Below are 12821 nucleotides of genomic sequence, written 5' to 3' on the forward strand. Positions count from 1 at the left end.
CGCTCACGCTCGTCCCGTCAACCCGCTCCGAGCGTGACGTGCGGCAACGTCTCGCGACGCGCGAGGTCGGCACTCATCTCCCCCGCCGCCCGCAGCAGCAACGGCAGGTGGTGGTCGACGAGGTACTCGACGGACGTCTCCGCGGCGTGGCAGTTCACGTTCATCCCGGCCACGACCCGCCCCTGCCCGTCGCGCAGCGGTGCGGCCACCGATCGGATGCCGAGCGTCAGCTGCTCGTCGGTGAGCGCCCATCCCCGGGCCCGGACCCCGGCCAGCTCGGCGTCGCGCTCCTCGCGGGTCGGTCGCCAGCGCGGGACCAGCCCGGACCGCGTCGGCTCGGCCAGCACCCGGTCGAGCTCGTCCGACGGCAGCGCGGCCAGCTGGACCTTGCCCAGCGACGTCGGCAGCGCCGGGAACCGGGTCCCGATCTGCACGGCCAGCGAGACGATCTTCGGGACCGACACCCGGGACACGTAGACGATGTCCGAGCCGTCGAGCTGGGCGATCGAGCAGGACTCCCCGGTCTGCCGGACGAGCCGTTCGAGGTGCGGCCGGGCGATGTCCCACAGGCCCATCGACCCGATGTAGGCGGCGCCGAGGTCGAGCACGCGGGGGGTCAGGACGTACCCGGCGCGCGCGGGGCGCACGTACCCGAGGTCGATCAGCGTCAGCAGGATCCGCCGCGCCGTCGGGCGGGCGAGCCCGGTCGCGGACGCCACCTCGGCGAGCGTCATCTCCGGCCGTTCCGGGCCGAACGCCGCGACGACCTCCAGGCCGCGAGCCAGCGCTTCGATGAAGTCGGGTCCCGCACCCTCGCGTGGCATCGCCCACCGTCCTGTCCGCATCCCGGAATATCGACCGCTGAGCGTACGCGACAGCCCACCGTGACTCCAGACGGACGCTTGACGCCGCACCTACCTGTTCAGCAAGCTCGCGTATCCGGCATCGGACCGTCGAGCGGACGGTCGTCCGGAACTACTGCGGCGCGAAGGAGCGACGATCATGACCAGCTCGACGGAGGGCCCCGTCGTCCTGCGCGGTGGCCTCGTACTGACGATGGACGACGGGCACCGGGTGCTGCCGGGCCACGACGTGCTCGTCGTCGACGGGCGGATCGCGGAGATCGGTCAGGGGCTCGCCGTGCCGGAGGGCACGACCGAGGTCGACGCGGCCGGCGGCATCGTGATGCCCGGCATGATCGACACGCACCGGCACATGTGGCAGACCGCGATGCGCGGCTACGGCGCCGACTGGACGCTCACGCAGTACTTCGTCTGGTACTACCTGGAGTGGGGCACGATCTTCCGCCCAGAGGACGTGCACGCCGGGAACCTGCTCAGCGCGATCGAGGGCCTCGACGCGGGCGTCACGACCACGGTGGACTGGTCGCACGGGCTGCAGACCCCGCAGCACGCCGACGCTGCCGTCGACGCCCTGACCTCGACCCGGGGCCGGTTCGTGCTCGCCTACGGCAACATCCAGGACGCGCCGGCGAGCTGGACGGCCGACCCCGGCTTCCGCGACTTCGTGACGCGGCGGATCACCCCCGGCGACGACATGCTCGGCTTCCAGCTCGCGTTCGACGTGACCGGCGACCCGGCGTTCCCGGAGAAGCCCGCGTTCGAGGTGGCCCGCGAGCTCGGCGTGCCGGTGAGCACGCACGCGGGCGTCTGGGGCGCGACGAACGACGACGGCATCCGGCTCATGCACGAGCACGGCTTCATGGGCCCGGACACGGTCTACGTGCACGCCGCGACCCTGTCCGAGGACTCCTACCAGCGGATCGCCGCGACCGGCGGCTCCGTCTCGGTGTCCACGGAGAGCGAGCAGAGTGCCGGCCAGGGCTACCCGCCCACCTGGGCGCTGCGCTCGCACGGGATCCCGGTGTCGCTGTCGATGGACACGTCGGTCTGGTGGAGCGCGGACCTGTTCTCCGCCATGCGCACCACGCTCGGTGCCGACCGCTCCCGCGAGCACCTGGAGGCGCACGCCCGCGGGGAGACGGTCACGCAGGCGGCGCTGCGCGCGGAGCAGGTCGTCGACTGGGCCACCCGGGGCGGCGCCCGTGCGATCGGCCGCTCGGACCTGGGCAGCCTGGAGCCGGGTAAGCGCGCCGACGTCGTCCTGATCAAGAACGACCACTCGCCGGTCTCGTTCCCGCTGCTCAACCCGTACGGACACGTCGCGTTCCAGGCGCAGCGCGGCGACGTGCACACGGTGCTGGTGAACGGCCGGTTCGCCAAGCGCGACGGGCGGCTCGTCGACGTGGACCTGGCCGCGACCCGCGCGGAGGTGGAGCGGACCGTCGAGCACCTGCGGTCCACGCTGGGCGAACAGGCCTGGCAGGCGGGCATGAACCCGGAGATCCCGGAGACCAAGATCCTCGACAACCCGTACCAGTACACGGAGTACCAGAGCGCGACGACGCACGAACGGCGGTGATCCCTCCCGCCGTAACTACCGTATAGCGCATCCCGGGGCTTGCCACAAGACCCGGGTGCGGGCGCAGAATTCCCGACCGTTGCCGGTGGACTGCGGAAACGGGGGCACGTGAGCGATCACGGGTACGACGGGGAACTGCACTCGGAACGGGAGTACGTCGCCGGACTCTACGCGCGGCTGGACGCCGATCGCGCGCAGGCGCAGGGCGAGTACGACGCGGCGCTGGCCGGGACCGGCGGGTCGCCGATGGAGCGCGACGTGCAGGTGCGCGCGTCCGCGAAGCGGGTGAAGCGTCTGCACGTCGCGGACGACGGGCTGTGCTTCGGCCGGCTGGACGGGCTCGACGGCGCCCGGTCCTACGTCGGCCGGATCGGGCTGTTCGACGAGCAGGACGAGTTCGCACCGGTACTGCTGGACTGGCGCGCGCCCGCGGCGCGGCCGTTCTACACGGCCACGGCGGTCACGACGGAGGGGATGCGACGGCGGCGCCAGTTCCACACCCGCGGGCGCCGGGTGCTCGACTTCACCGACGAGGTGTTCGGACGGCCGGCGGCCGGCGAGCGGGGCGACGCGGCGCTGCTCGCGGCCGTGAACGCCCCGCGCGGCGAGGGGATGCGCGACATCGTCGCGACGATCCAGGCCGAGCAGGACGAGATCATCCGGTCCGAGCACGCCGGCGTCATGGTGATCGAGGGCGGCCCGGGCACCGGGAAGACGGTGGTGGCGCTGCACCGCGTCGCCTACCTGCTCTACACCCAGCGGGAACGGATGGAGCGGCACGGCGCACTCGTCGTCGGGCCGAACCCGGCGTTCCTGGACCACATCGGACGGGTGCTGCCGTCGCTCGGCGAGACCGACGTCGTGTTCATGACCCCCGGCAGCCTCCTGCCCGGCCTGCGGGCCACGGCCGAGGACGCGCCGGACGTCGCGCGGACCAAGGGCTCGCTCGGAATGCTCGACGTGCTGGCGGCCGCGATCGCCGACCGGCAGGCCGTGCCGTCGGACCCGATCCCGATCGAGCTGGAGGACGTCACCGGACGGATCGACGCCGGCACGGCCGGATGGGCGCGGGACGAGGCCCGGGCGACCGGGCTGCCGCACAACGAGGCACGGCCGACGTTCGACGAGATCGTCACCTACGTCGTCGTCGAACGGGCGGTGTCGCGGATCGGGCGGGGCTGGCTGTCCCGTTCGGACACCGCGGCCCGCGACGACCTGCGTGACCAGGTGCGCCGGGAACTCGAGGAGCACAAGGCGTTCCACGCCGCGCTCGACGAGCTGTGGCCGATCCTCACGCCGGAGTCGCTCCTCGGCACGCTGTACTCGTCGGTGGACCGGCTGAGCGCGGCGGGTGCCGACGCGTCGCTGTGGCGAGCCGACGGCGAGGCTTGGACCGTGTCCGACGTCCCGCTGCTCGACGAGCTGGTCGACCTGCTGGGCCGGGACACGGTCGCCGCCGCGGCGTCCGACGCCGCGACCGCCCGGGAGCGCGCCGCGGAACGGGAGTACGCCGAGGGCGTGCTCGACATCCTCACGCTCGACCGCGAGGAGATGGACGAGGACCTGCTGTTCGGCGCCGGGGACCTGACCCACGGCGGGACGATCGCCGAGCGGTTCGAGGAACGGGACCACCGCGAGCTCGCCGAACGTGCCGCCGCCGACCGGGACTGGACGTACCGGCACGTCGTCGTCGACGAGGCACAGGAACTGTCCGAGATGGACTGGCGGGTGCTGATGCGTCGCTGTCCAGGGCGGTCGTTCACGGTCGTCGGGGACCTCGCGCAGCGCCGCTCGGCCGCCGGGGCGCGGTCGTGGGCGACGATGCTGGAGCCGTACGTCCCGGGGCGCTGGGAGTACCGGTCGTTGACGGTCAACTACCGGACACCGTCGGAGATCATGACCGTTGCGGCGTCGCTGCTCGCGGCGTTCGCGCCGGACGTCCGCCCGCCGGACTCGGTGCGGTCGTCCGGGACGCGGCCGTGGTCGCTCCGGACGCGGGACCTCGCTCCGGCGATCGCGGACTTCGTCGCCGCGGAGGCCGACCGGGACGGCACGAGCGTCGTGATCGGACCACCCGGTGTGCCGGGCACGGTGCCGCCGTCCGAGACGAAGGGCCTGGAGTTCGACGCCGTACTCGTCGTCGAGCCGGACCGGATCCTGGCCGAGGGCCCGCAGGGGGCGGCGGACCTCTACGTCGCGCTCACCCGCGCCACCCAACGTCTCGGGGTGGTGCACGCGGGTCGGCTTCCGGAGTCCCTGCGTGGGTTGGAGGAGGTGAGTCCCGCGGCGCGAGGTCTCTGAGCGGCGGGTACCGGATCCGGCGGGGCGGCTTCGTCGGGATCGTGCGCGAGCGCGCCGCAGTGCACCGAGATGCAGCCCAGCAGGGCGAAATGATCACTATGGCCCGCTGAACCGCATCTCCGCACGGGTTCCTACGGGCATCACTCGTCCGGCTGGGAGTTCCTGCTGCGTCAGGCCGGATTCAGGTCCACGAGCAGCATGTCCCGGACCGTCCGGCCGGCGTACGGGTCGAGCGGGACGATCGGAGACACCGCGTGCCGCACCGCCGTGTCGTCGACCAGGACCGAGTCCAGAGGAGACCCGAGGGTGAACACCACGTCGGGGCGTCCGGTGCGGTGGATCCGTGACTCGCCGCCCCGGGCGTTCTCACGGCGGACGAGATGCATGCCGACGAACGAGTGACCGTCACGGTGCACGCCCTCCGGCGTCGGCAGGCCCGACTCCCCCGCCCGGGCGACCACGCGGATCGCGTGCAGCCCGACCACCCACTCCCGGCTCGGGCGGACCTGCCCGGCGACGGTCAGATCGAACGCGACGAGAGCGCCAAGGCAGGGGTCGGCCAGCGTCGACGACGACAGGGGTGCGAAGTGCCGCTCGGCGTCCCGCCACATCGGGATGACGTCCTGGCGGAACCCGCGGTGCGGCAGCGGCTCCGTCGCGAACCCGTCCGGCGTGGACACGGCCCGCACCAGGCCGTAGCGACGGAACCGGTAGGCGCCGCCGTCGGCCAGGTCCGCGTCCGGCTCGAGGTCCTCCCAGACGGCGCGGAACGCGTCGAACTCCGGCCGGGTCGTGCCGGGGGACAGCTCCCGCGCCGTGAACCGGGCGAACCCGTCCCCGGCCACGGAATCCGCCACGGACGCGGCCGTTCCGGTCGTGACGGTCTCACGGACGTCGTGCGGCATCAGGTCCCCAACCGGTCGGCCACGACTCCACATTTCCGTCACCGACCGTGCACGGGCAAGCCTTCCGTGGCCGGTCCCACCGGGTTGTCGTAGAGCGCGCCGGTGGAGCGGGCGAGTCCGGCGACGCGTTCGCGGAGCTCGGGCGGGTGCACGACCTCGATCCGTCGAGGCGTCGGGCCGGGCCGACGACAACCCGGTCGGCGGCTGGTACGGCACGAAGAACGGCCTGCGCGGCCGGTTCGGCAACTACGTGCCGCCCGTCCTGGAGGCGCTCGGACTCGTCGAGCTGGAGCACAACGCCCGCAACAACCGGGTCCGGGCCGTCAGAGGAAGCTGACGTTCTGGGCGAGCGTCAGCCGGTCGTCGTAGTTCACCGTGTTCGTGGCCCGGCGCATGTAGCCGCGCCAGGCGTCCGATCCGGACTCGCGTCCGCCGCCGGTCTCCTTCTCCCCGCCGAACGCACCGCCGATCTCGGCGCCCGACGTGCCGACGTTGACGTTCGCGATGCCGCAGTCCGACCCGTCGGCGGCCAGGAACCGCTCCGCCTCCTGCTGGTCGCGGGTGAACACCGACGACGAGAACCCGTGCGGCACAGCGTTGTTCAGGGCGATGGCCTCGTCGAAGTCGTCGTAGGTCAGCACGTGCAGGACCGGCGCGAACGTCTCCTCCCGCACGACGTCCGTCTGCTCCGGCATCCGGACGATCGACGGCTCCACGTACGCCGCGTCCGGGGCGACGTCGGCGAACCGCCTGCCGCCGCCGACGAGCGCGGTGCCGCCGTCGTCGCGGGCCCTGGCGAGCGCCCGGTCCATGGTGTCCGCCGCGGACCTGGTGATCAGCGGCCCGACGAGCGTGCCGTCGGAGAACGGATCGCCGATCGGCAGCGTCCGGTACGCGGTCGTGAGGCGGTCGAGCAGCTCGTCGGCGACGTCCCGGTGCACGATCAACCTGCGCAGCGTCGTGCACCGCTGCCCGGCCGTGCCGGCGGCCGCGAACACGATCCCCGGCAACGCGAGCTCGAGGTCGGCGGACCGGCCGACGACCGACGCGTTGTTGCCGCCCAGCTCCAGCAGGCTGCGCCCGAACCGGGCGGCGACCCGCGGCCCGACCTCCCGGCCCATGCGCGTCGAACCGGTGGCACTGACCAGCGCGACCCGGGGGTCGTCGACCAGCCGCTCCCCCACCTCGCGGTCGCCGAGCAGCAGCCGGTGCACGGCGGTCGGCGCGCCGACGTCGGACGCCGCGCGCTCGAGCAGGTGCGACGCGGCCAGCGACACGAGCGGCGTCAGCTCGGACGGCTTCCAGACGACGGTGTCGCCGCAGACCAGCGCGATCGCGGTGTTCCACGACCACACGGCCGCGGGGAAGTTGAACGCCGAGATCACCCCGACGACGCCGAGCGGGTGCCACGTCTCGGCGAGCCGGTGCCCCGGCCGCTCGGAGGCGATCGTGCGCCCGTAGAGCTGGCGGGACTGACCGACCGCGAAGTCGCAGATGTCGACCATCTCCTGGACCTCGCCGAGCGACTCCGAGTGGATCTTCCCGGCCTCGGCGGTGATCAGGTCGGCGAGGTCCTCCCGGTGCTCCCGCAGCAGGTCACCGAGGCGGCGCACCAGCTCACCGCGCCGGGGTGCGGGCGTCGTGCGCCAGATGCGGAAGGCGTCGTGTGCCTCGGCGACGGCCCGGTCGGCCGCGTCCGGGGTCGTCACCGGGACGTCGACGAGCTTGCCACCGGTGATCGGCGTGCGGGCGCGCAGCCCGTCCCCGACGGGCCGGTCGAGACCGATCCGGCCGAGTGCCCGCAGTGCCCGGGCCTGGATGTCGTCAGTGCCCGGCAGGGTGTCCGCCATCGGTCGCTCTCCCGTCCTCGCCCGCGACCCAGCGTCGCACGCCCCGGGTCAGCGACCTCCTCCGAGCACCTCCACGGCGCGGGCGGCGAGGCGGAACTTCTGCACCTTGCCGGTCGGCGTCGTCGGCAGCCGGTCGGCCGTGGTCAGCAGCGCGTGCTTGGGCACCTTGAACCGGGCCAGCTTCTCCCGGCAGACGGCGAGCACGTCGTCCGGCGTGACCGTCGCCCCCGGCTCCGGGACGACCCAGACGCACCCGACCTCGCCCCACCGGTCGTCGGGGACCCCGACGGCGTACGCCTGGCTGATCCCGGCCAGTCCGGTCAGCAGCTCCTCGATCTCCTTCGGCATCACCAGCTCGCCGCCCGACTTGTAGAGCTCCTTGCTGCGCCCGGTGATCTGGAGGTACCCGTCGGCGCGGATCCGCCCGAGGTCCCCGGAGTGCACCCACCCGTCGCGCAGGGTCGCCGCCGTCTCCTCCGGCTTCTCCCAGTACCCCAGCATGTGGGTCGGGCCCCGGGAGACGAGCTCGCCCTCGACGTCGTCCGGGAGCCGCTCGCCGGTCAGCGGGTCGGACGTGCCGTAGACGCACAGGTCGCCGTCGCGCTCCGGGATGCCGGCCACGCCCGCCATCTTGACCCGGCCGACGGTCGCCGAGTGGCGTTCGAGGTCGTCCTCGGGCAGCGACATCGTCATCGCACCACCGCACTCGGTCATCCCGTAGCCGGTGGTGATCTCGGTGATGCCCAGCTCGGAGATCACCTTCTCCCACAACCAGACCGGGCCCGGTGCGGCTCCGGACAGGAGCGCGACCACGGAGGACAGATCGCGGGTCCGACGGTCCGGGTGCTCGAGCAGCGCGACCGTCATCGTCGGCACGCAGAGGATCTCGGTGGCCCGGTGCCGCTCGATCCCGGCGAAGTAGTCACCCGGCGAGAACTGCAGCCGGGGCACGATGGCGCCGCCGACCGTCATGGCCGCGAGCAGGCCCTCGACGTAGCCGAACATGTGGTAGCAGGGCAACGAGAACAGGACCCGCCGCCCGTCCTCGAACGCCCTGGTCAGCGCGGACGCGTACCCGGTGCGCAGCACGGCGTCGTGGGTGACCGTGACGCCCTTCGGCGACCCGGTCGTGCCGGACGTGTAGAGGATGTCGCCCGGATCGTGCGGGCGTCGTTCGACGGCCTCGGTGCCGCCGGGGGAGCCGTCGCCCAGCACCGCGAGGTCCTCGACGGTCCGGACGCCGGCCCTGGCGGGGCGCTCGGTCGGCAGCTGCACGACGGCGCGCAGGTCCGGCAGCTCCGCCACGGGGCCCGCATCCCAGCCGGGCGCGATCTCGTCGAGCATCGCGGGGTAGTCGAGATCGCCGAAGCCGGTCATGGTCACGAGCACCTCGCACCGCGACTGCCGCAGCACGTAGGCGAGCTCCGCTGCGCGGTAGAGGAAGTTGAACGGGATCGCCGCCGCCCCGGCCCGCGCGATCGCGAACTTCACGGCCGCGAACTCGGCATGGTTCGCCATGACCATCCCGACCCGGTCACCGGGCCGCACCCCGAGCGCGACGAGGCCGTCGGCCAGCCGGCGGGACTCGCGGGCGACGTCGGCGTAGGTCAGGGTGACGTCGTCGGTGAGCACGAGCGGGCGGTCGCCGAACTCGTCGGCGCAGCGGTCCAGGAAACCGTCCAACGTGGTCGGTTCCCACGTCGGGTGGCGGCTCTCCAGCCGGGCCCGACGGTCCGCGATCGACTCCATGCTCACTCCCCTGTGAAGACGGGTGCGCGACGTTCCAGGACGGCGGCCAGGCCCTCGCGGGCGTCGGCCGTCCCGGACAGCTCGGAGACCGTGCGGGCCTCCTCCGGCAGCTGGGCCTCGACGCGGCCGCCCAGCCCGGACCAGACGAGGCGCTTCGTCGCACCGAGCGCGCGCGGCGCACCGGCGGCGAGCGTCCGTGCGATCGACTCCGCCTCGTCGTGCAGCGCGTCGTCGGCGACGACGCGGGTCACCAGCCCGATCTCGCACGCCTGGGTCGCCGAGAGGGTCGGGTTGAGCAGCAGGATCTCCATCGCCTTCCGCACGCCGACGAGCTGCGGCAGCGTCACCGACGAGCCGCCGTCGGGCGCCATCCCGACGCGCACGGCACCGGACATGAACCGCGCCGACTCGGCCGCGACCACGATGTCGCTGGCGCACACCAGGCCCAGCCCTCCCCCGCCCGCCGCGAACCCGTGCACGGCGGCGACCACCGGCACCGGCAGCGCGAGCAGGCCCTGCGCGACGTTCTGCAGCCACGCGGTGGCCTCGCGCAGGTAGTCCGGCAGCGCCTCGCCCTTGCCCGCGAACGTCTTCACGTCGCCGCCCGCGCAGAAGTTCGGCCCCTCGCCGGTGAGCAGCAGCACCCGCAGCTCCGGGCGGCCGGTCGCGGTCATCACGGCGTCGTAGAGCGCGCGCAGGAACTCGACGCTCATGCCGTTCGACGCCTCGGGCCGGTTCAGCCGCAGCCGGGCGACGCCGTCGTCGTCGAGGTCCAGCAGCACCGGACCGGAGTCGATCAGCTTCACGTGCCGTTCCTTCCGCCGTGGCGCGCGAGGCCCGGTCCGGCCCGCTCCTCGCCGAGATGGGCGATGATCTCGTCGGTCTCCATGGCGAGGCCGTCGGTCAGCGGACCGCGCAGCCCGGCCCGGACCAGGTGCTTGATCCGTGTGAGCGCGGCCGGGTCCTTGGCCAGCAGGTTCGCCACGACGCCGTCCACGGTGGACTCGAACCGCTCGGCAGGCGCGGCGGAGTGCACGAGACCCCACTGCGCGGCAACGGCTCCGGAGATCCGCTCGCCGAGCAGGATGTGCCCGAGTGCCCGCTGTGGCCCGACGAGCCGTGGCAGGCGTTGCGACCCGCCTCCGCCCGGGATCATGCCGAGGTTCGCGTGGTTGTCGGCGAGCACCGCGTCCTCGCGCACGACGGCGACGTCCACCGACTGGATCAGCTCGAACCCGCCCGCCATCGCGTACCCCTCGACGGCGGCGACGACCGGGACGGGCAGCTCCGCGATCAGCTCGCAGGCCCCGACGAACGTCTCGAACAGCGGCCGCATCGCCTCCGGGCCCTGCGCCCGCAGCCGGGCGACCTCGTCGAAATCGCCGCCGGCGCAGAAGTGCCCGCCCGCCCCACGCACGACGATCACCCGGGCCCGTTCGGCCGCGTCGAGCAACGCGTCGTGCAACGCGGACGCCAGCTCGACGGTGATCGCGTTGCGCGCGTGCGGGCGGTTCAGCGTCAGGTGCGCGACACCACCGTCCACACGGGACAGGATCGGCGCGGTCATGCGTCCTCCCGCCACCGGTCGGCCGCGGGGTCGAGCAGCCGCCGCAGGTTGCCCTCCGGTAGCCACACCAGCGTCTCCAGCTCCAGCGCGTCCAGGAACCGCACCCGACCGGTGCGCAGGTCCTCCAGGCGCACCCGACGGCTGTTCGCGTCGGCGTCGATGCGCACGGAGACCTCCGCGAACTCGTTGCCGACGACGTCGGGCGGAATCTCCACGGCTGTCGTCCCTCAGATCAGGAACGACAGGGTCGGGAGCGGGCGGTCGTTGTCCACGAGCTCGACCTTCTTGGCGGACATGGCGATCTCACCGTCGACGACGCGCAGCCGGTAGGTGTAGCGACCGGCCCAGATCTCCTTGCCGCGCTCGCGGGACTCGACGAGCACGAAGTTCGCCCCGACGACCGTGTCCGCGCCCTCGACGCCGAGGACCTCCACGTTGGACACCACGCGCCGCAGCCGCGACCGCGGGGTCTGCGAGTGGCGCTTCCCGGTCCGGTACTGCCGGATCCGGGTGGCGATCCGGTTCCGGTTGTCGTGGATGATCGACATCTGGGACATGCGGTCCGCGTCGTCGTCGCCGGCCGGCACCCAGTACACGGCGTCCGGCGTCCAGAGCGCCTCCCACTCCTCGTAGCGGTGCTCGTCGGCGAGGCGGGCCTCGCGGAACAGGAACCGTTCCACCACGCGGACGTCGAGCTCATGGTCGACGGACGAACTCATGCCGTCATCAGCTCCCGGTAGTGCGCCCAGAAGCCGCGCATGGCCGTCTCGTCGGTGGCGCCGCCGATCGCGAGCCCGCGCTCGTCGACGGTCTCGCGCTCGGCGCCACGGCGGATGTCGACCCACTCCGGGCGCAGCTCCCCGAGGCCGGCCTGGTTGCGCTCGTACATCTCGGTGTCGTCGGCGAGCAGCATCCCGGCCGGGCCGACCGATCCGATGCACTGCTGCACCATCCGCCGGTTCATCTCCGGTGCGCCCTTGAGCTGCACCGCGGTGACGTGCTGCACGGTCAGGTCGGCGGCCAGCGGCTGGATCGTGAACAGCTGGATCTCCGCCACGAACAGGTTCGGGAAGATCATCACGTGCGGGGCGCCCTCGACGAGGATGTCCTCGGCCGCCGGGCCGTAGGTCTCCCGCATCCGGGCCGCGTAGTCCGGGACCTTCTCCTCGGTCGTGCCGAACCACCCGAGCGGTGTACCCAGCCTGCGGAACTCCGGGCGAAGGTCGTTCTCGCTGTGCCCGCCGCCGAGCGCGCGGGTGACGGCGGTGGACTTCTCACCGTAGAGGGCACCGATCCCGCTGTCCGCCACGCTGAAGATCGACTGGTGCACGAACTGCGGGTGGTAGCCGTCGGTCTCGTTCTCCACCAGCAGCTTCCAGTTCGCGCGCGCACGGTGGTGCAGGAAGCCGGCGGTGATCTCGACCTCTCCGTCCGGCGACAGCCGTGCCAGCCGGTCCAGCTCGCCGCGGGCCTCGCCGAGGTGCTCCTCCAGCGACGGCCCCTCGGCGGCGAAGCTGCCGAACACGAAACCCCGGTAGATCCCGACGCGCGGTACCCGGCCGAGCGCCAGGTCGCCCAGCTTCCCGCGCCCGCCGTAGCCCTGCGGGAACGGGTAGCCGATCAGCTCGCCGTCGTTGCGGTAGGTCCAGCCGTGGTAGGCGCAGCGTAGCGAGCTGGAGTTCCCCCGGGCCGCCTCGCAGACCAGGTTGCCGCGGTGCGCGCACCGGTTGAGCAGCAGGTGGACCTCGCCGTCCGCGGAGCGCGTCATGATCACGTCCTGCGGGCCGATCGCCTTGCGCACGTAGTCGTTCGGCTCCGCGATCTCGCTGACGTGCCCGACGTAGACCCACGTGGCGTACCAGATCCTCGCCAGCTCGTCGGCGAAGATCTCCGGAGACGTGTAGAGCGACCCGTGCACCCGCCGCGGCTCGATCAGCTCGTCGTACGGCAGCGTGTCGTGCGGCAGAGTCACGGCCACCCCTCCCGCACATTTTTAATCCGAGTTAA

The 12821-nt window shown here is 72.7% G+C and carries 12 protein-coding genes; 3 read left to right on the forward strand and 9 right to left on the reverse strand.

Annotated elements, in window-relative coordinates:
• Positions 1–17: 17 nt before the first annotated feature.
• Positions 18–824 (reverse strand): IclR family transcriptional regulator domain-containing protein, encoded by an 807-nt coding sequence (locus tag EV378_RS01475; RefSeq protein WP_132420961.1) that lies wholly within the window; start codon positions 822–824, stop codon positions 18–20.
• Between the two features lie 178 nt (positions 825–1002).
• Here EV378_RS01475 and EV378_RS01480 point away from each other — a divergent pair, with 178 nt between their 5' ends.
• The gene (locus tag EV378_RS01480; RefSeq protein ID WP_132420962.1) at positions 1003–2442 is read left to right on the forward strand and encodes an amidohydrolase family protein; all 1440 of its coding nucleotides are present in this window, start codon (positions 1003–1005) and stop codon (positions 2440–2442) included.
• A gap of 108 nt (positions 2443–2550) precedes the next feature.
• On the forward strand, positions 2551–4743 hold the full coding sequence (helR, locus tag EV378_RS01485; RefSeq protein ID WP_207908541.1) for an RNA polymerase recycling motor ATPase HelR: 2193 nt from the start codon (positions 2551–2553) through the stop codon (positions 4741–4743).
• A 170-nt stretch (positions 4744–4913) separates the two neighbouring features.
• Here helR and EV378_RS01490 read toward each other — a convergent pair whose 3' ends face one another.
• Entirely contained in the window at positions 4914–5600 is a 687-nt protein-coding gene (locus tag EV378_RS01490; RefSeq protein WP_165922096.1) for a 2OG-Fe dioxygenase family protein, read from the reverse strand.
• 19 nt (positions 5601–5619) lie between these two features.
• Between EV378_RS01490 and EV378_RS36865 the strand changes: the two genes are divergently transcribed.
• On the forward strand, positions 5620–5985 hold the full coding sequence (locus EV378_RS36865; RefSeq protein ID WP_341540403.1) for a DUF6855 family protein: 366 nt from the start codon (positions 5620–5622) through the stop codon (positions 5983–5985).
• On the opposite strand, the gene amaB is transcribed toward EV378_RS36865, so the two are convergent.
• Genes amaB through EV378_RS01530 form a run of 7 tightly spaced genes read right to left on the reverse strand, consistent with a single transcriptional unit; the run spans position 5972 to position 12786 of the window.
• Complete coding sequence (amaB, locus tag EV378_RS01500; RefSeq protein ID WP_132420964.1) at positions 5972–7498, reverse strand: L-piperidine-6-carboxylate dehydrogenase; 1527 nt, start codon at positions 7496–7498, stop codon at positions 5972–5974. The two genes, EV378_RS36865 and amaB, sit on opposite strands and share 14 nt — an antisense overlap.
• Positions 7499–7546: 48 nt before the next feature.
• Positions 7547–9247: an AMP-binding protein gene (locus EV378_RS01505; RefSeq protein WP_132420965.1), complete on the reverse strand. Its 1701-nt coding sequence runs from the start codon at positions 9245–9247 to the stop codon at positions 7547–7549.
• 2 nt (positions 9248–9249) lie between these two features.
• Positions 9250–10053, reverse strand: coding sequence for an enoyl-CoA hydratase/isomerase family protein (locus EV378_RS01510; RefSeq protein WP_132420966.1), 804 nt, complete (start codon positions 10051–10053; stop codon positions 9250–9252).
• Positions 10050–10814 carry an enoyl-CoA hydratase/isomerase family protein gene (locus EV378_RS01515; RefSeq protein WP_132420967.1) on the reverse strand — a complete coding sequence of 255 codons (765 nt, stop codon included), beginning with the start codon at positions 10812–10814 and terminating at the stop codon, positions 10050–10052. The genes EV378_RS01510 and EV378_RS01515 overlap by 4 nt, the downstream gene beginning before the upstream one ends.
• The gene (locus EV378_RS01520; protein WP_207908542.1) at positions 10811–11029 is read right to left on the reverse strand and encodes a hypothetical protein; all 219 of its coding nucleotides are present in this window, start codon (positions 11027–11029) and stop codon (positions 10811–10813) included. Before EV378_RS01520 ends, EV378_RS01515 begins: the two co-directional genes overlap by 4 nt.
• A gap of 12 nt (positions 11030–11041) precedes the next feature.
• Complete coding sequence (locus EV378_RS01525) at positions 11042–11533, reverse strand: aromatic-ring-hydroxylating dioxygenase subunit beta (RefSeq protein WP_132420968.1); 492 nt, start codon at positions 11531–11533, stop codon at positions 11042–11044.
• Positions 11530–12786 carry an aromatic ring-hydroxylating oxygenase subunit alpha gene (locus EV378_RS01530; protein WP_243653213.1) on the reverse strand — a complete coding sequence of 419 codons (1257 nt, stop codon included), beginning with the start codon at positions 12784–12786 and terminating at the stop codon, positions 11530–11532. The genes EV378_RS01525 and EV378_RS01530 overlap by 4 nt, the downstream gene beginning before the upstream one ends.
• Positions 12787–12821: the final 35 nt, after the last annotated feature.

This window comes from Pseudonocardia endophytica (assembly GCF_004339565.1).
GTDB lineage: Bacteria > Actinomycetota > Actinomycetes > Mycobacteriales > Pseudonocardiaceae > Pseudonocardia > Pseudonocardia endophytica.

Excerpts from the sequence above, each read along its gene's own strand:
- EV378_RS01515 (WP_132420967.1), bottom strand. The coding sequence starts at position 10,814 with ATGACCGCGCCGATCCTGTCCCGTGTGGACGGTGGTGTCGCGCACCTG.
- EV378_RS01480 (WP_132420962.1), top strand. The coding sequence starts at position 1,003 with ATGACCAGCTCGACGGAGGGCCCCGTCGTCCTGCGCGGTGGCCTCGTA.
- amaB (WP_132420964.1), bottom strand. The coding sequence starts at position 7,498 with ATGGCGGACACCCTGCCGGGCACTGACGACATCCAGGCCCGGGCACTG.
- EV378_RS01505 (WP_132420965.1), bottom strand. The coding sequence starts at position 9,247 with ATGGAGTCGATCGCGGACCGTCGGGCCCGGCTGGAGAGCCGCCACCCG.
- EV378_RS01475 (WP_132420961.1), bottom strand. The coding sequence starts at position 824 with ATGCCACGCGAGGGTGCGGGACCCGACTTCATCGAAGCGCTGGCTCGC.
- EV378_RS01525 (WP_132420968.1), bottom strand. The coding sequence starts at position 11,533 with ATGAGTTCGTCCGTCGACCATGAGCTCGACGTCCGCGTGGTGGAACGG.